The organism is Allgaiera indica (assembly GCF_900106675.1).
Taxonomy (GTDB): Bacteria; Pseudomonadota; Alphaproteobacteria; order Rhodobacterales; family Rhodobacteraceae; genus Acidimangrovimonas; species Acidimangrovimonas indica.
The window spans coordinates 203,773-227,914 of record NZ_FNOB01000002.1; the positions used below are offsets into that span (position 1 = coordinate 203,773).

18 protein-coding genes are annotated in these 24,142 nt (G+C 67.6%); 12 read left to right on the forward strand and 6 right to left on the reverse strand.

The window, feature by feature from the left end; all coding sequences use genetic code 11:
• Positions 1-109 precede the first annotated feature (109 nt).
• The 4 genes from BLV97_RS02675 to BLV97_RS02690 all read left to right on the forward strand — a co-directional run bounded on the left by BLV97_RS02675 (position 110) and on the right by BLV97_RS02690 (position 4,319).
• On the forward strand, positions 110-1,762 hold the full coding sequence (locus BLV97_RS02675) for a phospholipase C (RefSeq protein WP_092163935.1): 1,653 nt from the start codon (positions 110-112) through the stop codon (positions 1,760-1,762).
• Positions 1,763-1,796: 34 nt separating this feature from the next.
• Positions 1,797-3,197, forward strand: a complete 1,401-nt coding sequence (locus BLV97_RS02680) for a cytochrome-c peroxidase (protein ID WP_210184756.1) — start codon at positions 1,797-1,799, stop codon at positions 3,195-3,197.
• Positions 3,198-3,444: 247 nt separating this feature from the next.
• Complete coding sequence (locus tag BLV97_RS02685; protein WP_244520947.1) at positions 3,445-3,885, forward strand: YeeE/YedE family protein; 441 nt, start codon at positions 3,445-3,447, stop codon at positions 3,883-3,885.
• On the forward strand, positions 3,885-4,319 hold the full coding sequence (locus tag BLV97_RS02690; protein ID WP_035841494.1) for a DUF6691 family protein: 435 nt from the start codon (positions 3,885-3,887) through the stop codon (positions 4,317-4,319). The genes BLV97_RS02685 and BLV97_RS02690 overlap by 1 nt, the downstream gene beginning before the upstream one ends.
• A 57-nt stretch (positions 4,320-4,376) precedes the next feature.
• On the opposite strand, the gene BLV97_RS02695 is transcribed toward BLV97_RS02690, so the two are convergent.
• Complete coding sequence (locus BLV97_RS02695) at positions 4,377-4,883, reverse strand: GNAT family N-acetyltransferase (protein WP_035841496.1); 507 nt, start codon at positions 4,881-4,883, stop codon at positions 4,377-4,379.
• A 77-nt stretch (positions 4,884-4,960) separates the two neighbouring features.
• On the opposite strand from BLV97_RS02695, the gene BLV97_RS02700 reads away from it, so the two are divergent.
• Positions 4,961-5,569 (forward strand): flavin reductase family protein, encoded by a 609-nt coding sequence (locus BLV97_RS02700; protein WP_035841499.1) that lies wholly within the window; start codon positions 4,961-4,963, stop codon positions 5,567-5,569.
• Positions 5,570-5,801: 232 nt separating this feature from the next.
• Here BLV97_RS02700 and BLV97_RS02705 read toward each other — a convergent pair whose 3' ends face one another.
• Complete coding sequence (locus BLV97_RS02705) at positions 5,802-7,403, reverse strand: SulP family inorganic anion transporter (protein WP_035841501.1); 1,602 nt, start codon at positions 7,401-7,403, stop codon at positions 5,802-5,804.
• 344 nt (positions 7,404-7,747) lie between these two features.
• A complete protein-coding gene (locus tag BLV97_RS02710; protein ID WP_051646003.1) occupies positions 7,748-10,030 on the reverse strand; it encodes a xanthine dehydrogenase family protein molybdopterin-binding subunit in 2,283 nt (760 codons plus the stop codon).
• A gap of 259 nt (positions 10,031-10,289) precedes the next feature.
• Between BLV97_RS02710 and BLV97_RS02715 the strand changes: the two genes are divergently transcribed.
• Together BLV97_RS02715 and BLV97_RS02720 are read left to right on the forward strand one after the other, a co-directional pair.
• Positions 10,290-11,462 (forward strand): HlyD family secretion protein, encoded by a 1,173-nt coding sequence (locus BLV97_RS02715; RefSeq protein WP_035841503.1) that lies wholly within the window; start codon positions 10,290-10,292, stop codon positions 11,460-11,462.
• A 6-nt stretch (positions 11,463-11,468) separates the two neighbouring features.
• Positions 11,469-13,445: a glycosyltransferase gene (locus BLV97_RS02720; RefSeq protein ID WP_051646004.1), complete on the forward strand. Its 1,977-nt coding sequence runs from the start codon at positions 11,469-11,471 to the stop codon at positions 13,443-13,445.
• Between the two features lie 154 nt (positions 13,446-13,599).
• Here BLV97_RS02720 and BLV97_RS02725 read toward each other — a convergent pair whose 3' ends face one another.
• On the reverse strand, positions 13,600-14,775 hold the full coding sequence (locus BLV97_RS02725) for a cache domain-containing protein (RefSeq protein WP_035841575.1): 1,176 nt from the start codon (positions 14,773-14,775) through the stop codon (positions 13,600-13,602).
• Between the two features lie 305 nt (positions 14,776-15,080).
• On the opposite strand from BLV97_RS02725, the gene BLV97_RS02730 reads away from it, so the two are divergent.
• The 4 genes from BLV97_RS02730 to BLV97_RS02745 all read left to right on the forward strand — a co-directional run bounded on the left by BLV97_RS02730 (position 15,081) and on the right by BLV97_RS02745 (position 20,999).
• On the forward strand, positions 15,081-16,490 hold the full coding sequence (locus tag BLV97_RS02730; RefSeq protein ID WP_081825025.1) for a CmpA/NrtA family ABC transporter substrate-binding protein: 1,410 nt from the start codon (positions 15,081-15,083) through the stop codon (positions 16,488-16,490).
• A gap of 236 nt (positions 16,491-16,726) precedes the next feature.
• Positions 16,727-19,132, forward strand: coding sequence for a PAS domain S-box protein (locus BLV97_RS02735; RefSeq protein WP_051646009.1), 2,406 nt, complete (start codon positions 16,727-16,729; stop codon positions 19,130-19,132).
• Between the two features lie 140 nt (positions 19,133-19,272).
• On the forward strand, positions 19,273-20,580 hold the full coding sequence (locus BLV97_RS02740; RefSeq protein ID WP_051646010.1) for a flavin-containing monooxygenase: 1,308 nt from the start codon (positions 19,273-19,275) through the stop codon (positions 20,578-20,580).
• 2 nt (positions 20,581-20,582) lie between these two features.
• Positions 20,583-20,999 carry a RidA family protein gene (locus BLV97_RS02745; protein ID WP_035841579.1) on the forward strand — a complete coding sequence of 139 codons (417 nt, stop codon included), beginning with the start codon at positions 20,583-20,585 and terminating at the stop codon, positions 20,997-20,999.
• Positions 21,000-21,008: 9 nt separating this feature from the next.
• Here BLV97_RS02745 and BLV97_RS02750 read toward each other — a convergent pair whose 3' ends face one another.
• Positions 21,009-21,368 (reverse strand): YigZ family protein, encoded by a 360-nt coding sequence (locus BLV97_RS02750; RefSeq protein ID WP_035841582.1) that lies wholly within the window; start codon positions 21,366-21,368, stop codon positions 21,009-21,011.
• A gap of 212 nt (positions 21,369-21,580) precedes the next feature.
• Here BLV97_RS02750 and BLV97_RS02755 point away from each other — a divergent pair, with 212 nt between their 5' ends.
• Positions 21,581-22,117, forward strand: coding sequence for a flavin reductase family protein (locus tag BLV97_RS02755; protein ID WP_051646011.1), 537 nt, complete (start codon positions 21,581-21,583; stop codon positions 22,115-22,117).
• A 7-nt stretch (positions 22,118-22,124) separates the two neighbouring features.
• Here the strand turns inward: BLV97_RS02755 and BLV97_RS02760 are convergent, their stop codons facing one another.
• The gene (locus tag BLV97_RS02760) at positions 22,125-24,041 is read right to left on the reverse strand and encodes an FAD-dependent monooxygenase (protein WP_035841584.1); all 1,917 of its coding nucleotides are present in this window, start codon (positions 24,039-24,041) and stop codon (positions 22,125-22,127) included.
• Between the last annotated feature and the right edge of the window lie 101 nt (positions 24,042-24,142).

Here is a 24,142-nt window from a genome sequence, read left to right on the forward strand (position 1 = left end):
ATTGAGAAAACGTGAGTCATCCCTTCACCGAAGTGTTGGAGACCCCGCCTAGTCCGTATACGTCCCGGCCCCAGCACCGTGCCGGACCCGCCACCGAACGAGGGAACCCATGATCAAACGCATCCACCGACCGCAGATCGCCGCCGCCGTATCGGCGCTGGCGTTGGCCTGTGCCGCCGCGCCGGGCGCCCAGGCCCAGACTGCGGGTCATGTCACCGCCGCCCCCAACACCGCGACGCCGATCAAGCATCTGGTCGTGATCTTCCAGGAGAACGTCTCCTTCGACCATTACTTCGGCACCTATCCCAAGGCCACCAACCCCAAGGGAGAACCCGCCTTCCATGCCGCGCCGGCCACGCCCGAGGCGAACACGCTGCTGAGCGCGGGCCTGCTGGAACACAACCCCAACAAGACCAACGCCGGGAACGGCGCCGATGCCGCCCTGCCCTTCCGGCTGGACCGCACCCAGGCCGCCACCGCCGACCAGAACCACGGCTATACCGCCGAACAGGCGGCCTATGACGGCGGCAAAATGGATCTGTTCCCGGCCAACACCGGGCGCGGATCGAAGGGCGGCGCCGGGTCCTTCGGCACCAAGGGCCAGGTGATGGGCTATTTCGACGGCAACACCGTCACGGCGCTGTGGAACTATGCCCAGAACTTCGCGATGAGCGACAATTCCTTCTCGACCACCTTCGGCCCGTCCAGCCCGGGGGCGATCAATCTGGTGTCGGGCCAGACCAATGGCGTGATGCTGCCGGTCGGCGCGACGCTGGAGGCCGACGGCACCTATGACAAGGGCCGCGTCGTGCCCGACGGTCAGGGCGGCTGGACGATGATCTCGGATCTCGATCCCACGGGCGATGTCTGTTCGCACGGCAAGACCGCGCTGATGACCGGGCGCAACATCGGCGACATGCTGAACGCGCGCGGCATCACCTGGGGCTGGTTCGAGGGCGGGTTCGACCTGTCGGTGACCAATCCGAACGGCACCACCGGCTGCGGGCGCAAGACGACCTCGGCGGTGACGCATGTTAACATCGTCGACTACATCCCGCATCACGAGCCGTTCCAATACTACCCGTCGACGGCGAACCCCACGCACAAGCGCCCGGCCTCGGTCGCGGTGATCGGCACCGATCACGACGGCGGCGCCAACCATCAATACGACATGAAGGATTGGTACGCCGCGCTGGATGCCGACAACCTGCCCGCCGTCAGCTTCCTCAAGGCGCCGGGTTTCGAGGACGGCCACGCCGGCTATTCCGACCCGCTCGACGGGCAGCATTTCATCGTTCGCGCGGTGAACGCGGTAGAGAAATCCAAGTTCTGGAAGGATACGGCGATCATCGTGCTTTATGACGATTCCGATGGCTGGTACGACCACGCCCATGCCGTCATCAACCCCTCGTATCTGCGGGTGAGGGGCTATGACGTGCTGGACGGCGGCAAATGCGGCACCACCGGCGTGCCGCTGCCGGGCGTCCAGGGCAAGCCGGCGCAGGGCCGCTGCGGCTATGGCACGCGCCAGCCCTTCGTGGTGATCTCTCCCTATGCCAAGCCGAACTACATCGACCACACGCTGACCGATCAGACCTCGGTCATGCGGTTCATCGAGGACAACTGGATGGGCGGCCAGCGCCTGGGCCAGGGATCGTTCGATGCGGTCGCGGGGTCGATCGACGGGATGTTCGACTGGGCCAAACCGACGGCGCACGCGCTGATCCTCGATCCCAAGACCGGCGCGCCGCTGCATTCGTGACGGATCGCACGTGATCTGCCGGGGGAGACGCTTCTTGTCCCGCCTGAACCGTATCCCCCTTCTCGCGTCGGCCGGCTTGGTGCTGGCCGGCGCGGTCTTTCTGCTTGCGGCCCGGGCCGAAGCCCCCGCCGCCCCGCCCCCGCCAGCCCCCGCCGCCCCGCCCCCGCCAGCCCCCGTGCCGCCGCCGCTTGCCCATAGTCTGAGCGCCGTCGCGATGCTGGGGCGGAAGATGTTCTTCGATACGCGGCTGTCGGCCTCGGGGCAGATGTCCTGTGCGTCCTGCCACGATCCGCGCAACCATTACGCGCCCGACAATGCGCGCCCGGTGCAGCCCGGCGGCCCCGATCTGCGCCGCTTCGGCCGCCGCGCGGTGCCCACGCTGACCTACAAGGACCGCACCCCGCCCTTCACCATCGGCCCCGAAAACCCGGCGATGGAACTGAACGAGGCCTCGCCGCAGGCCGTCGCCCGCGGTGGCGCGGCCGCGCACGGGGTGGCCACGTTCGACCCCCGCCTTGGCGCCTCGCGGGCCACGCCGCCGCGCAAGATCGCGGGCCGGACCACCCTGGCCGCGCCGGTCCCGCGCGGCGGCTTCTTCTGGGACGGGCGCGTCGACACGCTGGAAGACCAGGCCAAGGGCCCGCTGCTCACCCGTTTCGAGATGGCCAACACCCCCGCCGCCCTGGCCCGGACGCTGCGCCGCGCCTACGGTGGCGCGCTGGCGGCGCTGTTCGGGAAATCGGTGCTGGGCGACGATGGGATGCTGATCTCCGAGGCCGCCTTCGCGCTGGCCCGCTATCAGATCGAGGATCCATCCTTTCACCCCTACAGCAGCAAGTATGACGCCTATCTTGCCGGCAAGGCCAAGCTGACCCCGGCCGAGGCGCGGGGGCTGAAGATCTTCAACGACCCGAAGACCGGCAATTGCGCGGCCTGTCACCTCGACAAGCCCGGGCGCGACGGCTCGCCGCCCCTGTTCACCGATTTCGAATATGAGGCGCTGGGCGTGCCGCGCAATCCCACGATCCCGGCGAACGCGCGCAAAGGGTATTACGACCTGGGGCTTTGCGGGCCGCTGCGTCGGGACGCGATCGCGCGAAAGCGCGCCTATTGCGGCCTGTTCAAGACCCCCACCCTGCGCAACGTGGCCACCCGCCGGGCCTTCTTTCACAACGGCATCTACCATTCGCTGCGCCAGGTGCTGGATTTCTACGCCCGCCGCGACAGCGACCCCGGCGCGATCTACCCACTACGCGACGGAAAGGTGCAACGCTTCAACGACCTGCCGGCCAGCCTGCGCGCCAATGTCGACCGCACCGATACCCCCTTCGGTCGCAAGCCCGGCCAGGGCCCGGCACTGACCGAGGCGCAGGAAAACGACCTGATCGCATTTCTCAAGACGCTGACCGACGGCTACCAACCCGCGCATCGCTGATCGCTCCAAAGCCAGCCCCGCACGCCCCCGGCCGCGTCTGCACCGGACGATTGTTCCGGCCTTCCATCCCGAGGCGTGACGCTGTCCTCTTACGCTCGCCACCGCGCGGCCCGCGTTTCGTCCCCCACACCATAGAAGGAACGCGATCCTTATTATTTTACCGTAATTGCAATATCTTACATAGAGGCTTTAAATAAAGGTCACGGAAATTCCGCCGCAATCCCCGCCCAAGACAGAGAGCCGAAAGATGCTAAACGCACTGCCCCAATCCTGGATTTTCGGCCTGGCCGGAGGGCTGATGATCGGCCTGGCGGCCGCGCTCCTTCTGTTGGTCAACGCCCGGGTCATGGGGGCAAGCGGCATCCTGGGCGGGCTGATGGACGGCTCCGGCCAGGACAACGCGAAGGAGCGGCTGGCCTTCGTCGGAGCGCTGATCGGGGTGCCGGCATTGGCCGTCCTGGGGTTCGGCGCGCCGGGCGTCACCCATGCCTCGGGCAATCTGGGGCTGATGGTGTTGGCCGGGCTGCTGGTGGGCTTCGGCACGCGGCTGGCCAATGGCTGCACCTCGGGCCACGGGGTTTGCGGGATGTCGCGCTTCTCGGCCCGCTCGATCGTCGCGACGCTGGTCTATCTGGGCGTGGGCTTCGCCACCCTGTTCCTCGCCCGCCATGTTCTGGGAGTGATCTGATGCGGATTCTGGTTGCGGCCCTTTCGGGCGGTCTTTTCGGCCTCGGGCTGCTGGTTTCGGGGATGACAGACACCGCGCGGGTGCAGGGGTTTCTGGACCTTTTCGGCCACTGGGATCCGACGTTGGCCTTCGTTCTGGGGGGCGCGATCGCGCCGATGCTGTTCGCCTGGCGGCTGACCCGGCGGCACCCGCGCGCGGTGCTGGGCGGACAGATCCCGGCGATGCCCGAACAGGTGATCGACGCACGGCTGCTGACCGGCTCGGCGCTTTTCGGCCTTGGATGGGCGCTGGCGGGCTTCTGCCCCGGCCCGGCGATCGCCGCGCTTACCTTCAGCGGGATCGGCGGCGGCGCCTTCGTCGCTGCGATGATCGCAGGTATGGGGCTGTTTGCGATCTATGAGCGCCTGCGGCAGCGTGCCGCCGTCACCGCCTGAGCGGGGCGGGCGCGCACCGGGCGGAAAAGGGATCCAGCTTCGGCGCCAATGCCCCGGCTAGGGCCCCTCGCCCGTCTCGGCCTGCCGCCATTTCTCGACTGGGCCGGTCACGCCCTCCCACGCGCCGGGGATCAGATCGAACCCCAGCACCCGTTCGGGGTTCGTCGGCGGCGGCATCAGCACGCCGTCGCGCCGGGTGAAGCCGAAGCGGCGGTAATAGGGCGCGTCGCCCACCAGCAGCACCCGCGCCCAGCCCAGCCGGCGCGCCTCGTCGAGGCTTTCGTAGATCAGATAGCCGCCCAAGCCTTCGCCCTGGCGCGTCGGATGCACCGCCACCGGCCCCAAAAGCAGCGTGGGTTCACCGCCCACCAGCACCGGCCAGTAACGGATCACCGCCGCCAGCACCCCGTCTTCGCGCAGGATCAGGCAAAGTTCGCGCACCGGATCCACCCCGTCGCGCAGCCGGTAAGAGGATAGCGCCGTGCGCCCGGGCGCGAAGCACAGATCGTAAAGCGCCTCGACCTCCCAGATGTCCTCGGGCGCCTCTTCGGTCAGCTGATACAGGGGCGATCCCTCCGCTTGGCACTGGAAAGCCGCGTAGCACGGCGCTAGGTCAGGGGCAAACCAAACAGGAGCCGCCCATGTTCTACCGCCCGGCCGACGGCCACGGCCTGCCGCACAACCCCTTCAACGCGATCGTCACGCCGCGGCCGATCGGCTGGATCTCGACCCGCGGCAGCGACGGGTCCGAGAACCTCGCGCCCTATTCCTTCTTCAACGCGGTCTCGTATTTTCCGCCGCAGGTGATGTTTTCCACCACCACCGACAAGCCCGACCGCCCGCGCGGCAAGGACAGCCTGGCCAATATCGAGGAAACCGGGGTGTTTTGCGTCAATATCGTCGGCCTGGCCCAGAAGGAGGCGATGAACCTGACCTCGGGCGCCTATGGCCGCGAGGTGGACGAATTCGCCCTGGCGGGGCTGGAGCGCGCCGAATGCCAGACCATCGCCTGTTCGCGCGTGGCCGATGCGCCGGCGGCACTGGAATGCCGGCTGACCCAGGTGGTGGAACTGCTGGGCAAGGCGAATTACCTGGTGCTGGCAGAGGTGACCGGCATCCACATGCGCGACGATTGCCTGGTGGACGGGATCTTCGACGTGACGCGGTTCACCCCGGTCGCGCGGCTTGGCTACAAGGATTATTCGGTGGTCGAGAACGTCTTTCAGATGACCCGGCCGGGGGAGGCATAGCCCCCGCCCCGAGCAGGGCGCGCACCTGCCCGGGGGCGGCGCGCGTCAAGGCAGTCGAGCAGCGCCATTTGTGGCCGCAAGGTTCTGCCTGAGCTGCCCGCGTGATCGAGCGCCCCCAAGCGCCAGCCCGTCCGAGCGGGCAGGCGCCCGCCCTGCGCCTGCGGCGCGTACCGGGTGAAAGGGGGCCGGGCCCAAGCCGTGCGTGCACGCGCGGAACGGGCAAGGCCCCCCGTCAGTGCGCCGCGCCCAGCGCGCCGGGGCGCACGCTGTAATCGACCGCCACGCCATAGGTCGGGTCGTCGTCGCTGTCGACCATCAGCTGACCCGCGCGGTGCAGCAGACGGTGGCAATCGCGGCTAAGGTGGCGCAGCACCAGCGTCTTGCCGCGGGCATCGTATTTCGCCGCCAGCGCCTCGATCGCGGCCAGGGCGGACTGATCCGCCACCCGGCTGCCGGCGAAATCGACGATCACCAGCGACGGGTCGGTATCGGGGGTGAAAAGTTCGGCGAACCCCTCGGCCGAGCCGAAGAACAAGGGCCCCTCGATCTGGTAGACCTTGGCGCCCTCGGGCGTGGTGCGGGTGCGGGCGTGGATGCGCTTGGCGTTCTGCCAGGCATAGGCCAGCGCCGAGACGATCACCCCCGCAACCACCGCGGTCGCCAGATCGGTGAACACGGTGATCACGGTGACCAGCACGATCACCACCGCATCGGCGCGCGGCACCCGCGCCAGCACGCGGAAGGAATTCCAGGCGAAGGTGCCGATCACCACCATGAACATCACGCCGGTCAGCGCCGCCAGCGGGATCTGTTCGATCAGCGGCGCGCCGACCAGGATGAAGGACAGAAGGAACAGCGCCGCCACCGTGGCCGCCAGCCGCGTGCGCCCGCCCGAGGTGACGTTGATCATCGACTGGCCGATCATCGCGCAGCCGCCCATGCCGCCGAAGAACCCGGTCGCCAGGTTGGCCGCGCCCTGCGCGATGCATTCCTGGCTGGCGCCGCCCTTCTTGCCGGTGATCTCGCCCACCAGGTTCAGCGTCAGCAGGCTTTCGATCAGGCCCACCGCCGCCAGGATCACCGCATAGGGCACGACGATCTTCAGCGTCTCCAGGGTCAGCGGCACCATCGGCAGATGAAAGCTGGGCAACGTGCCGGTGATCGAGGCCATATCGCCCACCCGCGGCACATTGATGCCAAAGCCGATGACGATCGCGGCGGTGATCAGGATGCCCACCAGCGGCGCCGGCACCGCCCGCGTCACCCGCGGCGCGGCCCAGATCGCCGCCATGGTCAGCGCGACCAGCCCCAGCGTGATCCACAGCTGTTGGCCCTGCATCCAGACCTGGCCACCATGCCCGTCGCTGACGTGGAACTGATGCAGCTGCGCCAGCCCGATCACGATCGCCAGCCCGTTGACGAAGCCCATCATCACCGAATGCGGCACCAGACGCATGAACTTGCCCAACCGGAAGATGCCGGCCAGGATCTGCAGCACCCCGGTCAGCACCACCGTGGCGAACAGATATTCCACCCCATGCGCCGCCACCAGGCTGACCATGACCACCGCCATCGACCCGGTCGCCCCCGAGACCATCCCCGGCCGGCCGCCGAAAAGCGCCGTTATCAGCCCCACCATGAACGCGGCATAAAGCCCGACCAACGGGTTCACGCCCGCGACCAGCGAAAACGCCACCGCCTCGGGCACCAGCGCCAACGCGACGGTCAGCCCGGCCAGAAGCTCGGTTCGGATGTCCGCCAGAGAATAGGGCACCAGCGGCGCGTGATCGGGCGAGACGGCGCGGGCAAATGCCGCCAGGGCGGAAGTGGGCATGTCAAACCTTCGGGACGTTGCGCGTGAGCCGCCTCCATACGACATGCTGCAATGCAGCGAAACCCTTCGGGCGGGAAAATTCTCGGCTATGGGCCGGGTTGGCGCTGTTCGCCTTGCAACCCGGCACCGACGGTTGCGGCTTGGGCAGGGGCTTCCTCGAAGCGCCGGGGCCCGCTTCCGTCCGCCGCACTGCAGGCACGGGGCCAGCGTCTGCCAGCGTACCGCGCGCCGTGCCTCCCGCACGACCGGCAGGCGCTTTGGCAGTCGCGCGGCACGCGCGGCCGCGCGGGCAGAATCCTGCGGCCACACACAAAGGGCGGCGCTTGGCCGATTGCGGCGCGGCCTTACCCCTTCGCGTCCTGCAGCGCCTGCCAGATGCGCCAGGGCGTTGCCGGCATGTCCAGATGCGCCACGCCCTCGGGCGCAAGTGCATCCATCACCGCGTTCATCGCCGTGGGCAGCGCGCCGACGGTGCCGGCCTCGCCCACCCCCTTCGCCCCAAGCGCATTGCCCGGAGAGGGCACGCCGCCCAGCTCGATATCGACGCGGGGCAACAGATCGGCGCGCGGCATCGGATAATCCATGAAGCTGCCGGTCAGCAGCTGGGCCTCTTCGTCATAGCCCGCGGCCTCTCCGAACACCTGTCCCAGACCCTGGACCAACCCGCCGATGATCTGGCCCTCGACGAGCGTGGGGTTCACCACCGTGCCGCAATCGTCGACCGAGGTATAGCGCAGCAACACGCAGGTGCCGGTGTCCGGGTCGATCTCGACCTCGGCCACATGCATGCCCGACGGAAAGGCCTGCGGCCCCGGCTGTTCGGCCATCACGTCCAGCCCGCCCGGCACCTGCGCCGCCAGATCGGTCAGCGACAGCGCGCGATTGGTGCCCTGCGCGGTGAAAAGACCCTCGGAATAGCTCAGCGCCTCGGGCGACACCTCCAGCAGCTCGGCCGCCAGACCGCGCGCCTTGGCCAGCATCTGGCGCCCGGCCTCCTGCGTGGTCGAGCCCTGCGCCATCATGGTGCGCGACCCGAAGGCCCCGCCGCCCGCGATGAACGGGCTGTCGGCGCGCCCGCCCTTCAGCCGGATGCGATCGGGCGGCAGGCCGAGCTGGACGCCCAGCAGTTCGGGAAACACCGTCTCGTGCCCCTGGCCGGAGGCCACGGCGGCGGTGTGGATGGTCAGGGTGCCGTCGGCCTCCCACGTCAGGGCGACCTGGTCGGTCTGCGGCCCGCCGCCCGAGGGTTCGATGAACAGCGCGCAGCCGATGCCGCGCAGCTTGCCACGCGCCCGGGCCTCGGCGCGGCGGGCGGGAAAACCCGCCCAGTCGGCGCGCGCCAGCGCCCGGTCGAGGAGTCCCGCGAAATCGCCGCTGTCATAGGCCACCGGCATCGGCGTGGTGGAAAGCGCATAGGGAAAGTCGGCCGCCGGGATCAGGTTCATGCGGCGCAATTCGATGCGGTCGAACCCGGTCCGGCGCGCGGCCTCGTCGACCAGCCGCTCGACGACATAGGCCATGTCGGGCCGCACCGCGCCGCGATAGGCCGAGACCGGCGTGCGGTTGGTCAGCACCAGCCGGATCCGGCCGCCCACCGCCGGAATGCGATAGGCGCCGCAAGCCATCTGCAGCGGGTTCAGGACGCTGGTCAGCGGCCCGGCGGCCGATGGATAGGCCCCCATGTCGGCCAGCACGTCATGGCGCAGCGCCAGGAACCGGCCTTCGGCATCCAGCGCCAGTTCGGCGCCCAGGGTCAGGCCCCGGCCCTGATAATCCGACAGGATCGTCTCGGACCGGGAGGCCACCCATTTGACGGGCCGTCCGATCTCTCTGGCCGCCAGCGCCAGCGCGGTATATTCGGGATAGATCTGGCCGCGTACGCCGAAGGCGCCGCCCACGTCCTCGGCGTGCAGGCGCATCTGGTCGGGTCCCAGGCCCGTCACCGCCGCCAGCCCCCCGCGCAAGGGGGTGATGCCCTGGCTTGGGCACCAAAGGTCAAGCACGTCGCCTTCCCAGCGCGCAAGCGCTGCCTTCGGCTCCATCGGGGCGCCGAACAGGCGCGGGCTTTCCAGCGTCACCCGAACCCGGTGAGGCGCTTTCTCGAAGGCCCTCGCGATCCGGCCGCAATCCCCGAAATCCATGTCAAAGCAAATGTTTCCGGGTATTTCATCATGTATCAGAGGGGCTTGCGCTGTCAGCGCCGCCGGCATGTCCGGCACCACCCCCAGCGGCCGCAGATCCGGCGTGATCAGTTCGGCCGCGTCCCGGGCCTGGGCCTCGGTCTCGGCGACCACAAGCGCAAGCGGTTCGCCCACATACCGCACCCGGTCCTGGGCAAGCGCGGGGGCGTCGACGGTCTTGAGCGCGCCGTCGCGGCCCCTGACGGGCAATTGCGCCACCCCGCGGCGGTAGCCCGCCGCCGCCATGTCCGCGCCGGTCAACACCGCCAGCACGCCCTGTGCGGCGCGCGCGGCCGCCGTGTCGAGGCCCCGGATCTCGGCATGGGCCAGATCGGCGCGCAGGAACACGGCCCAGGCCTGGCCGGGCAGGTTGTGATCGGCGCTATAGCGCCCCTGCCCGGTCAGAAGGCGGGGATCCTCGCGCCGGCCCCGGAACGGAAGTGTCATGATCTGCCTCGGATGCTGTCCTTGATACCACGGCGCGCGTGGGGCCGGGTCGTGCCGAACCCGTCCCTTGCGCCCGGCAGACAATAGGGCACGCGCGGTCGCGGGCCAGGGCAAAGCGCCCGATCCGCGGAGGCCGGCGCGTGTCGCTGCGCCGCGCGGCACATGCGCCCATATCTGTGGCGCGGCCCGTCTACTTGCGATACCTTGCGATGACCCCGCGCGCCCGGGTTCGTCCCACCAAGCGAATAGAAGGAAGACAATGCGATACCTCAAGGCTGCCGTCGGAATTGTCGTGCTGCTCGTGGCGGTCTGGATCATCATCGGCGAACAGCTGACCGGCGCCAGCGCGGATGCCACGATCAATGCCCCCGTCACGCTGGCGCGGGCGCCGATCGGCGGCACCCTGTCAGTGCCCGAGCGCCAGATCGGCAGCAGCGTGGTCTCGAACGACGTGCTGGCCACCGTGTCCGACGAAACCGTCGACCACACCCGGCTGGCCGACCTGCGGATGGAGCTGGGCCTGGAAAAGGCCGCCCTCGCCCATCTGCAGGCCGAGGCGGCCGAATTGCGCAGCTTCCACGAGCGGCTGCGCCAGCGCACCGCGGCCTATCAGGCTGGCCGGATCCAGACCCTGACGCTAGAGCTGAACTTCGCCCGTGAGCGGCTGGCGCTGCTAAGCCCCGCGGCGGCCAAGGCCCTACCGGCCCCCGGCGCGCCCGCTTCCGCAACCGGCAAGGACAGCGCGGCGGGCACTGCGGGCTCTGTCGCCGACCGGATTGCCCTGAACCGCGCGAAAGAAAGCGTGGCGGTGCTGCAAGAGGCGCTGGCCGCCGCCCGCAAGGGCACCTATCTGGGTGACGGCTACAACGACGCGCCCTATTCCGAGCAACAGACGCTGCTTCTGGATCGGAACCTCGACGACCTGAAGGCGCGCGAGGCCGCGCAAAAGCAACGCGTCGCGGTGGTTGCCGCGCGGCTCAAGCAGGGGATGGGCGACGCGCAGATTGGCGGCACCCGCGACATCCTGGCCCATGTCGACGGCATCTACTGGCAGGAACTGGCCCATAACGGCGGCTATGTGAACCGCGGCGATCCGGTCGCGCGGGTCGCCGATTGCGACCGCGTACTCGTCACCGCCTCGGTGCCCGAGATCACCTATCAGCGCCTGCACCGGGGCCAAAAGGTCACCTTCCGCGCGCTGGGCGAGAACCGGGTGTTCGACGGTTATATCCTGCGCCTTGCGGGCACCGGCGCGGCCACCGTCTATGAGGGCCTGGCCGTCGCCCCCAGCCGCCGCCACCTGGAACGCTTCGACGTGGCCATCGCGGTCCCCGGGCTGGTGGCGGACCCGGATCTGCAATGCGCGATCGGCCGCACGGGGCGGGTGTTCTTCGATACCTCGCCGCTCGATTTCCTGCACAGCATCTTCTGATCCGCCATGCCGATGCTTTACCTCGACCCGGTCCAATCCGCCTTCATGCATGTGCTGGCGATCCTGGGCCTGTCGCTGGTTCTGCCGCTTTTCATCTCGCCCGAACGCACCAGCCATCGCGCTCTGCTGTACCTTGGCGTCGCGATCTTCGCGCTGCGCTATCTTTGGTGGCGGGGGACGGCCACCCTGGCGCCACCGGGGCTGACGCTGGACTACATTGCCAGCCTGTCATTCTTCGCGCTTGAGGCGCTGACCATGATCGGCGCGCTCAGCGCCTCATTGATCCTGACCCGCACCCGCGACCGAAAGGCCGAAGCAAAGGCCCATCTGGGCTGGTGGCAGCCCGAGCCGGAGCCTCGCGTCGCGATCCTGATCGCCACCTACAACGAGGATCTCGAGGTGCTGGAACGCACCATTGCCGGTGCGCGCGGCCTGCGCCACAGCAACAAGCAGATCCTGGTACTGGACGACGGGCGCCGCGACTGGCTGCGCGACTATTGCGCCGCCAATTCGGTGCGCTACCTTCGGCGCGACGGCAACGAGGGCGCCAAGGCGGGCAATATGAACAACGCGCTCAGCGTCCTGGCCGCCGATCGCACCCCCCCCGATTTCGTCGCCGTTCTGGATGCCGATTTCGTGCCGCACCACGGCTTCATCTCGCGCACGCTGGCGCTGTTTCACGACCACCGGGTCGGATTGGTGCAGACGCCGCAGCATTTCTTCAACGCCGATCCGATCCAGTACAACCTTGGGCTAACCCGCTCTTTCCCCGACGAGCAGCGCTTTTTCTTCGACCATGTCCAGCCGGCGCGCGACGCCTGGGGCATCGCGATCTGCTGCGGCACCTCGTCGATGATCCGCTGGCGGGCGCTACAGGACGTCGGGGGGTTTCCGACGATCAGCGTGACCGAGGATTTCCTGCTGACCCAGGTGCTGCGCGATCGCGGCTGGAAGACCGACTATCTGAACGAGGCGCTGACCGAGGGCCTGGCCCCCGAGGGGCTGAGGGAATACATCACGCAGCGCGGGCGCTGGGGCATGGGCACACTGGAAATCGCGCGCAGCCGCTTCGGCCCCTTCGGGCGCGCCAAGCTGGACCTCTTGGGACGCTGGAGCATCCTCGATTCCTCGTTCTACTGGATCTTCACTTTCCTGTTTCGGCTGGCCGCGCTGATCTTTCCCCTGCTCTACTGGTTCGGCAACGTGATCGTGCTGAACGCCCCGCTAAACGAGGCGATCGACTATTTCGGCTGCTACTACGTCTGGACGCTGATGACCTTCTATCTGCTGTTCGGCAACATGCTGGCGCCGATCCTGAATGACGTGCAGCAGCTGGTAGGCGCGATCCCGATCGTGCGCGGCGCCTTCACCGGGCTGCTCAGCGGCAAGCCGCAGAAGTTCAAGGTTACCGCGAAGGGCGGCGCGCGCGACGAGGTGGTCGTGCAATGGGGGCTGATGTGGCCCTTCCTGGTGCTTTTCGCGCTGACGCTGGGCGGGCTGCTGATCGGCATCGTTTCCGACCGCTTCGCCTTCGCCGATGCCGGCGACGGCAAGATCGTGATCCTGTTCTGGTCATTCTACAATCTGCTGGTGCTGGCGGTCACGATCTTCACCTGCATCGAGCTGCCGCGCCGCGAGATGCATGTCGGCGATGCGCCGGAACGGGTGATCGCGCAACTTGGCGGCCAGACCCACCGGGTCTGGTTGGTGGGCCTCACGACCGAGCGCGCCCGGCTGCGCGGCTTTGCCTATCCGGCAGGGGCGGCGGGCCTGTTGCGCCTGCCGGAGGTGGGCGACATATCGTGCAGCGCAACGCACGAGACCAAGGACGGGGTCATCCTGGCGCTGCACCCGAACGCTGAACAACGCGCCCGCCTTGCGCGGCGCTTCTATGCGCGGCGGGGGGTGCCCGGCATCTCTCAGGTGCGCGGCGCGGCGCTGGCACAAGACATCATCAGGCGGCTTGGCCTGAGGCCAAGGTGATTGCCAGGCACGGCCCCGCCGCCGCCGCCGGCGGGCGGCCGGCGGAAGCGGGCCGCGGCTTGCCGGAGTGGACCGGCCGGGCAAAGCTGCCTTGGATGGATCGCGGATCGGCTTCGGCCTGCGGGCCCGGCCTCGCGGCGCCAGAGGGAATGGGTCAGCTGGCCTTGCGGTAGGGATTGCCGCGCACGGGGTGCAGCCGGGACACACGACCATTGCCACCGGGTCCGGCGGGCGGCTGGCTCTTGCCGGATCCGCCACGACCGTCGGCGCTGACGTTCACCTTGGCGCGCAAGCCCTCAAGCTGGGTTTGCAGGAAGGCCAGCGACGCGCCCAGATCACGCGCCTCGCGCGAGCTGCGGAATTCCCGCGGATAGGTGAACTTGCCCTCGGTCAGATCGGCGAAGGCCGCTGACTGGATCTCGATCGGGCGCAGGAACATCCGCATCGCGGCGATCAGGCACAGCGCCACCATCAACGCGATCGCTATCAGCGCGGTCTCGGCATGGCGCCAACTCTCTCCGCCCACCGCGACATGCAGCCGGTTCGGCATCCGCACGATCAGGGTCCAGTCGTTGCTGCGCAGCGAATTGCCCAATAGTCGCGGGATCGAGGCGCTGACATAGCCTGCCTCGCGGGTCTCGACCGGCAAGAGCCCGCGCAACATGCTAAGCCGCGCCGCATGTAGCGAGGCCGCCGAGGGCGGCGCCCCCGAGACCGTATGCGCAGAGACCAGAATGTTGCCGGCACTGTCGACGACAAAGGCATCCATGCCCAAAGCCTTGGCGGAATCGATCACGAAGTTCTCAAGCCAGTTCATGCTGAGACGATAGACCAGCACCCCCGTCACCTGACCGCCTTTGCGGCGCACCGGATAGGCCAGGTTGATGAAGCTGGCCAGCCCCGCGCCCGATTTGGCCTGAAACGGATCGCTCAGCGTCGGGCCGCGCAGCGCGCTGCGGAACCAGCGCGCCTTCGAGACATTCCAGCCCATCTCGGCGCCGCCGGTGCCGGCCTCGACGATACCGCCGGTCGAGATGTATCCCACCCAGGACAGACGGCGGCTGGCGCGCGGCATGGTATCCGCAACCCCCTGCAGACGCGCCGGGTTGTTCACGTCGATGGACTTCGCCAGCGCGTCGAGGCTGTCCCATTCGCGGTTGAGCGAGCGGTTGATGATCAGCTTGAGCGCCTCGCCGCTGCGTTGGACGCTGTTGGCCTGGACGCTTGCCTCGAAGGCGTCGCGGTAGGACCGCACGGCGTAAAGTCCAACCACGATGAACAGCACCGTGAATGCCGCGATCCATATTGCCGCCTTGTTTGACAGTCGCATGGCGCCTCCTGACCGAATGCAGCGGCCGGGCTTGCCGCACAATTAATGATTAATTCTCGACGGAAGCTGAGGCTGCATGAGGTCGCGATTGGGGCCAAAATGTGGTCATTTACCATAGCCGGCGGATCGCCGGCCTGATGCGGCGGAAGCCGCGGTCAATGCACCGCCTCACATGCCGAATGATGCATGAAACGCACAGGTCCCAAGGAATGTGACTGCGGCAATTCATACATTTCACGAAATCGCGACAGACGTTATAACGGTCGCGTGACATTCGTCTAAGGGTGGCGGGCGGAGGGTGAGACGTGCACGGGTTGCACAACAACAGACGAACGCTCTTGCTGGGCGCCCTGCTTGCATGCGGGGTGCTGCTGCTTGCCGGGCTGACCCACCCCTTCAGCAGCGTAAACAGCGGACGGATCGAGAAGCCTCGCTTGACGCTGGGCTATCTGAAACAGACCGATGCCGCACCGATCATCGTGGCCAAGGAGCTTGGGTATTTCAAAGCCGAGGGGCTTGATGTTGCGCTTGAGCCGCAATCCAATATCGCCATGCTGGAGACACGGCTTTTGTCCGGGGCGCTGGACGGAACTCAGGCCCCGGTAGGGCTGCCGCTGGCGACACGCATCGGATATGGCGCGCGGGCTGATTTGATTGTGCCGCTGATCCTTGGTGCGAACGGCAATGCTGTGACGCTGTCGCGCCAGATCTGGAACGACATACGGCCCGCCGTCGCGACCGATCCCGATGGTCGGATCCGTCTGCCGGTCCGGGCCAATGCGCTTTCCAGCACGCACCCCGGCGTCGCCGGGCTGATCGGGCACCTGAATTTCGGTGTGGTGTCAGAGCTTTCATCGCACAATTACCAGCTCCGCTACTGGCTGGCAGCGGGCGGAATCCGACCGGGTTACTACACGGCAAGCGACAAGGCGGGCACGGCCGGGGCTCAGATCGACATCTGGCCGGTTCCCGCGGCCCGGATGACGGCCACGTTGGAGGCCGGCACGATCCAGGGTTTTGCCGCAGGTGAGCCCTGGAACCAAAGCGCGGCGGCGCGGGATCTGGGGGTGCCGGTGATCAATTCCGCCGCGATCCGTCCCGGCGGGGCGGAAAAGGCCTTTGTGGTCAGCCAGGCCTTTGCCGACCGATACCCCAACACCACCGCGGCGCTTGTGCGGGCGCTGATCCGCGCCTCGATCTGGCTGGATGCACGCGACGGCAAGAACCGGGATGTCGCGGCGCGGATGCTGGCCGCGCCGGAATATGTGGGCATCAGCGCCTCGATCATCGCGCTGTCCCTGTCGGGGCATCCGCACGGCTCCGACGGAACCGAAGGCCTGCTGAAGGAGCCTTCGCGCTTCTTTCGCGACCGCGCCGGCGTGCCCTTCTATTCCGAAGCCATCTGGTACCTGACCCAGATGCGCCGCTGGGGCCAGATCCCGACCTATAAGCAAGACGACTGGTACGAGCAAACCGCCCGCGCGGTGTTTCGGCCCTCGCTCTATCTGCTGGCGGCGCATCAGCTGGTTGCCCAGGGCCGGGCGAATCCCGGCGACTTCGATTGGCAGGGCGGCGGCGAGCGCCGCGAACCGGGTGCCGCGGCGATTGACGGCAAGGTTTTCGACGCGCGTCACCCCAATGCCTATCTTGATCAATTCGAAATCGGCCTCAAGGGAAGGGAAACCGCAGACGACGTGATCCCCCTTCAGGATTGATGCCCGGCCGCGTGTTCGCGGACACGCCGATCATTCGGCCGGGTCACACGAAACCGTGGCCCCGGCCGCAAGCCCCGCGACACGGTCGTCTGGTGGTCGGATGTTCGCAGATCGTCGCCGGCATCCCCTTGCCAGGGTATGGAAGAACCGCCGCATAGAAGATAGGACGGGCACAGCGACCATTTCCGCAACGGAACGCATGCCGCGTCGCAACGAGCAATCAACGAGCGCCAGACTTGTTTTCACTTCGCGTCACCATCCCAGCCATCACCGGGGCCGTCGCGATCGCGGCGGCCGGCATTATCGCGGTGCTGTTTCACCTGCAGGCGCGCGAAATCGCTCAGGCGGGCGCCCAGGCAACGGTGCGAAGCCAATCCATCTGGCTTGCGCAGCAGTATGAATTTCAGTTCCAGCAGTTTGCGCGCGATGCCGCCCTGCTGGGCAATACCGCCAGCGTACGAGAACTTGTCGGCCTGCCGCCGGTGCCCGCGGCGCCCCCCTTTGCGAACAACCACAGGCTCGCCGCCAAGAACGCCGGAGGTTCGAAACCGCGATCGGACAACAGCGCCAACGTCACGGCCCTTGCCCCTGCGGGCCAGCCGCCAGACGCCAACCCGGCGCAGGCGAAACAAGCAGCCACCACGCTGTTCAAGACATTGCTTGAAACCAATCACGAATATCTCCAGGCGCGGGTCATCTCGATCCGCACCGGCCGAGAGATCCTGCGCGTTGACAAGCAATCCGATGGTTCGGTCTCGCCCGTGCCGGAGGCCGGGCTGCAGGACAAATCCAACGAAAGCTATTACAGGCTCATCGCCCGGCAGGATTGGAGTGCCAGCACGCGGACAGGCACCCTGCGCCCGCCCGCGCTGTTCTCGCGTGTCGATTTCAACCGCGAGTTCGGCAAGATCTCGTACCCCGTGGTCTTCACCCAACGGGTCATGTATCCGCTGCTGGACGCGGGACGACAGCCGGCGGCCTTCGTCATTCTGAACTTCGACTACAGTGACCTTCTGTCCCATGTCTTCGACGAATTGCCGAAGGCCTCGCGCATCGTGGTGAGCAACGAACAGGGCGATTACCTGACGGTCGACGGCCACGACGGCAAGCAGAACCTGCAGATCAACGGCGAGTACACCCAAGAGCCCTCGGCGCTGGTCAAGAGCGTCCTGACGGCCAAGCCCGCGCGCGGGCTGCTGACCTTCTCGGATGCGATCGGCTATTACACCACGGTGAAATTGTCGCCCGACCAGCCCGGACAAGTGATCCGTGTGGCCTTTGTCGAATCGCTGCCGGATCTGATGAATGCGCTCGGAAACCCGACCTGGGAAGGTTGGGTTGCAGCCGGTCTGATCCTGGCACTGGCGCTGATCGCCACCGTGACCCTGACCTCGATCGTCATGCGCCCGATGCGCGCGCTGGGGCGCGCGATCGACACTGCGACGGAAGACAATTCGCACCTGCGTATGCCACAAGACTGGCATCATGAACTGGGTCGCCTGGCACGTGCCTTTCAGAAGCTTTTCGATCGTCGCGTCCAGGCCGAGACGCGCCTGAACCTGATCCTTGACAGCATCGGCGAAGGTATCGTCACGATCGACGGCAGTGGCACGATCGTCAGCTTCAATCCCGCGTGCGAGCGCATGTTCGGCTATGACCGCGAACAGGCCCTGGGCGAAAACGTCAGCATGCTGATGCCCTTGCGCCAGGCGCGTTCGCACGACAAGTATCTGCGCCGCTATGTCGAAAGCGGCGAACGCAAGATCGAATGGGAAGGCCGCGCAGAAGTCGGGCGTCGCAGCGACGGCAGCCGCTTTCCGCTAGAGTTGACCGTCACCGAGACCGAGATCGACGGCGTGCAGCATTTCATCGGCGTCCTGCGCGACATTTCCGAGCGCCAGAAACTGGAGCAGGCGAAATCGGAATTCCTGGCCACCGTCAGCCACGAGTTGCGCACGCCGCTGACCTCGATCCACGGAATTCTGAAGCTGCTGGCCAATGAATCCATCCGCAACGACCCCGAGAAATGCGAGCGTTTCGTCGGCATCGCCGCCACCAATAGCGAACGCCTGCGGCGGCTGATCGTGAACATGACCGAGATGATGGAATTCGAGGGCAAGATCCATTCGATCGCCCGCGCACCGCTGGATCTGCTGGATCTGGTCGAGACCACGGCCGCCTACCGTCAGGAGCTAGAGGCGCGATCGGGTGTGCGGATCGTGGTGGCCGAGGATTGCGAAAGCGTTCGCGTCTTGGGTGACCGGGAGCGGCTGGAACTGGTGCTGGAGAACTTGCTGTCGAATGCGGTCAAATTCTCACCCGATGGCGGCGAGGTGCGGCTTGGCATCCGTCGCACCAAGGACGGGCAATTGGGCATGGTCACCGTCGCGGACGAAGGCGCGGGCGTGCCCGAAGAGAACCGCAAGAAGATCTGGGATCGTTTCACCCAGGCCGATTCCAGCAGCCGCCGCAGTGCGGAAGGCGCGGGACTGGGGCTGGCGGTGGCCGCCTTCCTGATGCGGCTGCACGACGGTTCGGTGAACTACGCCCCGCGCGAGGGCAAGGGATCGCTATTCTGGTTCGAACTGCCGGTCCTGCCCGAAACCCCGCCCGCGCCCGAAGACGCCGACGCCGCACGCTAGCGCGCCGCGCGGAGTGTCGTATCCGGTCGTGATCAGGCAAGGCGAAGGGGGACGGCGCAGTTGCCGCCGGAAATCGCATGTTGTGCCGGGGTGACAAGACGTTACACCTTTAATCTCGACAATGTAGGGCGGAGCCGCGGATGGAGTGGATCGACACCTTGGTGGTGGGCGGCGGGCAGGCCGGCATCGCGATCAGCATGCACCTGAACGGGCACGGCGTCCCGCATCTGGTGCTGGAAAAGGACCGGATCGCCGAACGTTGGCGCACGGGGCGCTGGGATTCGATGGTCGCGAACGGCCCCGCCTGGCACGATCGCTTCCCCGACCAGCCCTACACCGGGACCGCCGCCGACGATTTTCCGGCAAAGGAAGATGTGGCCGACTATCTGGAGGCCTACGCCGGGCGCAACCGCGCCCCGATCCGCTGCGGCATTACCGCCACCCGCGCGCGCCGGCGCGACGGCGCGTCCGGGTTCCATGTCGAAACCAGCGCCGGAGCGGTCGAGGCCCAGCGCCTGGTCGTCGCCACCGGCGCCTTCCAGTGCCCGCATATCCCGCCGCTGATCCCCGCCGAGGCCGGCCTCACCCAGATCCATTCCGCCGCCTACCGCAATCCGGGCGTGTTGCCCGAGGGGGCGGTTCTGGTGATCGGCGCCGGCGCGTCCGGCGTGCAGATCGCAGAGGAACTCGCCGCCTCGGGGCGTCGGGTCTATCTTTCGGTGGGCCCGCACGACCGCCCGCCGCGCCGCTATCGCGGGCGCGATTTCGTCTGGTGGCTGGGGGTGCTGGGCAAATGGGATCTGCCCCCCGCCCCCGAGGGCAGCGAACATGTCACCATCGCCGTCAGCGGCGCCCATGGCGGCGAGACCGTGGATTTCCGCCGTCTGGCGGCGCGCGGGCTGACCCTGGTGGGGCGCAGCGAAGGCTATGCCGATGGCCGGCTGCGCTTTGCCCCGGACCTGGCCCGGAACATCGCCCGCGGCGACGCGCAGTATCTGGAGCTGCTGGACGAGGCCGATGCCTATATCGCCCGCAACGGCCTCGATCTGCCCCCCGAACCCGCGGCGCGCCAGATCCCGCCCGACCCCGATTGCATGACCCGCCCGCTGGCGGAACTTGATCTGGCCGGTGCCGGCGTGACCACGGTGATCTGGGCCACCGGCTATCGCCAGGATTTCGGCTGGCTCGATATCGACGGCGCCGTCGATACCCGGGGCCGCGCGCTACATCACCGCGGCGTGGGCCAGGTGCCCGGGCTTTATTTCCTGGGCCTGCCCTGGCTTACGGGGCGCAAATCCAGCTTTATCTGGGGCGTCTGGCAGGACGCGCTTTATCTGGCCGAACATATCGCCACGCAGCGCGGCTATCTTGCCTATCGCCCCGGCCAGGACCGGCCCGCAGATGGGCCCGCAGATGGGCCTCCAGACGGGTCCGTGAAAGGAAACTGACCATGGCGCATACCCGCATCCGCCCCTTCAACACCCGCGACACCTACCCCGAGCAGAAGCTTGACAACGATCTGGCCCAGGCTGTGGTGACCCGCGGCGGCGCCACCGTCTGGATGCGCGGCCAGTGCCCGCAGGATCTGGATACCGCCGAGTCGATCGCCAGCCGCGACCCGGCCGAGCAGACCCACAAGGTGATGCAAAACATCCGCCAGTTGATCGAGGAAGCCGGCGGCGGCATGGAGCATCTGGTCAAGGTGGTGGTCTATCTGACCGACGTGCGCCACCGAGAGGCCGTCTACCGCACGATGGGCGAATATATCCGCGGCGTGCATCCGGTCTCGACCGGGGTGGTGGTCACCGCGCTGGCCCGTCCCGAATGGCTGGTCGAGATCGACGCGACGGCGGTGATCCCGGACTGAGGCGCGCCCCTACCCGGTGCCGCGCAGATCGGCGATATAGGCGCGCACCGCTTCCTGCACATGGCGGAAGCGGTCGCCGCCCAGATGCTTGCTGCCATACCAGCGGGTGACGATGACGACATGATCGCGCAGATCCTCGCGCTCCAGCATCCGCAGGATCACGATGCCCGCGCCGCTTTCGCCGTCGTCGTTCTTCAACGGTCCCTCGGCGCAGATCAGGCCCCAGGAATTATGCGTGGCCTTCGCGAATTTCTTCTTTTTCTTCAGATCCTTGAGCACCTTCTGCACAGCCGCCGCATCCGCCGCCGGCGCCCCCGAGACGGCGTATTTGGAGCCGCGATCGGTCAGGATATTGTCGAGGATCCGCATCGCCGCGACCCTAGGCTGCGCACGACAGCGGCGCAAGCCGGGCGCGCGCCTGCCCGTGGAACGCGCGACCTGCGATGCCCCTTGCCGCGGCGGCCGCCTCACCCCTACCCGCAACTTCCCCGCGCCCTGCCCTTTCCTCTGCGCCCTCCTGCCCCTATCTTGCCCCGGCGGGATGCGAACGGGACAAGGCCCGAACAGGAGGGCCGCAATCAATGACGGCGACGAACGGATCGAAGCGGTTCGAGCCCGGACCGCACAACACGCGTCTGCTGCGCGATGCCTTCGGGCAATTCGCCACCGGCGTGACGGTGGTCACCACGATGACGAAGGCCGGGCCGATGGCGATCACCGCGAACAGCTTCGCCTCGATCTCGCTCGACCCGCCGCTGGTGATGTGGGCGCCGGGCCGCCATGCCCGCCGTTTCCGCCATTTCGAGGAGGCCGAACATTACGCGATCCATGTGCTGGCCGCCGACCAGGACAGCCTGTGTTTCGCGGTCGCCAAGGACGCAACAGCGCTGACCGGCGTCCCCCATCACCAAAGCCCCGAGGGCGTGCCGCTGATCGACGGCTGCCTGGCCAGTTTCGAATGCCGGCGCGAGGCCAGCCACGAAGGCGGCGACCATCTGCTGGTGATCGGCCGCGTGCTGCGCGCCGAAATGCAACAGAACGGCGACGCCCTGGCCTTCTTCCGCGGCAAGATGCAGCGTATCCGCAACCCCGGCCGCGGCACCGGGACAGGCGATTGATCCAGCCCTAGCGCGCGGCCGACCCCCGTGCGGGCGCCGCGCCGCGATCCACCAGGAAACGGGCAAAGAAGGCACCCAGTTCGGCATGGGCGGTCAGCGGCAGCACCTGCGCCACGAAATGATCCGGCCGCACCACCACCAGCGCGCCCTCGTCGCGTTCGATGCCGCGCATCGCGAAGATGTCGGCGCCGGACTTGACGTCGGGACAGAAGATCTTCTCGTAATCCGTCAGGCCATAGCGCCCCTTGTTCGGGCGCAGCAGGTCCGGCATCGCCTCGATCCGCAGCGCGTGGTGGGGCTGCTGGAACACCGCCCGCAGATCAAGAAGCACATCCGCATCCGCCCCCGCCGGCCCATGACGCAGAAGCGGCGAATCCGGCGCCTCGGCCAGGAATTGGCAAAGCCCGGCCACCTTGCCCCCCGCCGCGCCGCAATCACCCGCGCCGGCGAAGGCGAAAAGCCGCCAGCGGCCATCGGCCAGCAGCACCTCGCCCAATTGCATCGGCTTCGCATCGGCCAGCCGGATCACCGGCGCGGAATGAAAGCGCTTGCCCACCACCTGACCCGCCGCCAGCGCCTGATGCCGCCGCCCGCCGACGATATCCGAGGCGTCATAGGTCGTCTCGACCCCCGCCGTATAGCGGCCGTGCTTCTGGAAATAGGCCTGAAATTGCGCGGCTTCTTCCGCGGTCGCGGGCTTCTGGCTGAACAGCCGCGCCATGTCGCGGTCGAACTCGATCAGTTCGCGCGCCTTGGCCTGACGCTCGGCCGAATAGCTGTGCAGCAATGCGGGCTTCGCCTCGCCGCGCAGCACCGCGGCCAGCTTCCAGCCCAGGTTGAACGTATCGGCCATCGACACGTTCATCCCCTGCCCCGCCTTCGGGCTGTGGGTGTGGCAGGCGTCCCCCGCGATGAAAATCCGCGGGCCGCGCCGGTCGCGCCCGGCCCCGGGCACGTCGTCAAACGCATCGCAAAGGCGCTGGCCGATCTCGTAGGCCGAGAACCAGGCGACCTCCTTCACCGCGAAATCATAGGGGGCAAGGATCGCTCGGGCGCGGGTTTCCAGCATTTCGGGCGTCACGCCACGGTCGGCTGCGCGCTCGTCGCCATGCAGCTCGTCGAGTTCGATGTAGAGCCGGGTCAGATAGCCGCCTTCGCGCGGGATGATCAGCAGGCTGCCCGCATCGGCCGACTGGATCGCGGCCTTCAGTCGGATGTCGGGGAAATCGGTGACCGCCAGCACATCCATCACGCCCCAAAGCTGGCGCGCCGCCGCGCCCCTCAATTGGTGCCCCAGATGCCGGCGCACCGTGCTGCGCGCGCCGTCAGTGCCCACCAGATAGCGCGCATGGATGGTTTCGGTCCGGCCGGGCCGGTCGAGGCAGTCGAAGGTAAGGCGCAGCGGGTGGCCGCCGTCGCCGGTTTCCTCGATCATGGTCAGGTCGCGGTTGTAATCCGGGGTCAGGCGGGCCGGCGCGCGTTCCATCACGTCAAGAAAGAAGCGGTGCACCCGCGCCTGGTTCAGGATCATGTGCGGCATCTCGGACAGGTCGTCCTCGACATCCTGGATGCGGTCGGCGCGGTGCAGCCCGGCGCCGCCGGGCCCCGGGCGCCAGAACACGGTCTCGTTCACCTGATAGCCTTCGCGCAGCACCCGGTCGTGAAAGCCGAAGGCGCGGAACATCTCCATCGAGCGGCAGGCGATGCCGTCGGCCTGGCCCAGTTCCAGCGGGCCGGCCTTGCGTTCGAAGATGCGGGTCGAGATGCCGGGGATAAGCGCCAGCTGCGCCGCCAGCGTCAGACCGGCCGGGCCGCAGCCGATGATCGCCACATCCACCGCCCCCGAAGCGGATGGCGCGGCGCCAGCCGCCGCCGGCGCGATGCCGGGATCCCCGCCGACCACTCCGTTCAGGTGATATTGAATGTCCTTCGGCCTCCCACCGCGCCGGACGGGCTGTCAGGACATGGTTGGTATACCTGTGACGTCGCTGTCAAGAGGGGCCGCGAAGCCCCGGCTGCCGCATC

What these genes read in the sequence shown, in the direction of transcription:
- BLV97_RS02675 (WP_092163935.1), top strand. Translation starts at nt 110, where the DNA reads ATGATCAAACGCATCCACCGACCGCAGATCGCCGCCGCCGTATCGGCG.
- BLV97_RS02685 (WP_244520947.1), top strand. Translation starts at nt 3,445, where the DNA reads ATGCTAAACGCACTGCCCCAATCCTGGATTTTCGGCCTGGCCGGAGGG.
- BLV97_RS02690 (WP_035841494.1), top strand. Translation starts at nt 3,885, where the DNA reads ATGCGGATTCTGGTTGCGGCCCTTTCGGGCGGTCTTTTCGGCCTCGGG.
- BLV97_RS02700 (WP_035841499.1), top strand. Translation starts at nt 4,961, where the DNA reads ATGTTCTACCGCCCGGCCGACGGCCACGGCCTGCCGCACAACCCCTTC.
- BLV97_RS02705 (WP_035841501.1), bottom strand. Translation starts at nt 7,403, where the DNA reads ATGCCCACTTCCGCCCTGGCGGCATTTGCCCGCGCCGTCTCGCCCGAT.
- BLV97_RS02710 (WP_051646003.1), bottom strand. Translation starts at nt 10,030, where the DNA reads ATGACACTTCCGTTCCGGGGCCGGCGCGAGGATCCCCGCCTTCTGACC.
- BLV97_RS02715 (WP_035841503.1), top strand. Translation starts at nt 10,290, where the DNA reads ATGCGATACCTCAAGGCTGCCGTCGGAATTGTCGTGCTGCTCGTGGCG.
- BLV97_RS02720 (WP_051646004.1), top strand. Translation starts at nt 11,469, where the DNA reads ATGCCGATGCTTTACCTCGACCCGGTCCAATCCGCCTTCATGCATGTG.
- BLV97_RS02725 (WP_035841575.1), bottom strand. Translation starts at nt 14,775, where the DNA reads ATGCGACTGTCAAACAAGGCGGCAATATGGATCGCGGCATTCACGGTG.
- BLV97_RS02740 (WP_051646010.1), top strand. Translation starts at nt 19,273, where the DNA reads ATGGAGTGGATCGACACCTTGGTGGTGGGCGGCGGGCAGGCCGGCATC.
- BLV97_RS02745 (WP_035841579.1), top strand. Translation starts at nt 20,583, where the DNA reads ATGGCGCATACCCGCATCCGCCCCTTCAACACCCGCGACACCTACCCC.
- BLV97_RS02750 (WP_035841582.1), bottom strand. Translation starts at nt 21,368, where the DNA reads ATGCGGATCCTCGACAATATCCTGACCGATCGCGGCTCCAAATACGCC.
- BLV97_RS02755 (WP_051646011.1), top strand. Translation starts at nt 21,581, where the DNA reads ATGACGGCGACGAACGGATCGAAGCGGTTCGAGCCCGGACCGCACAAC.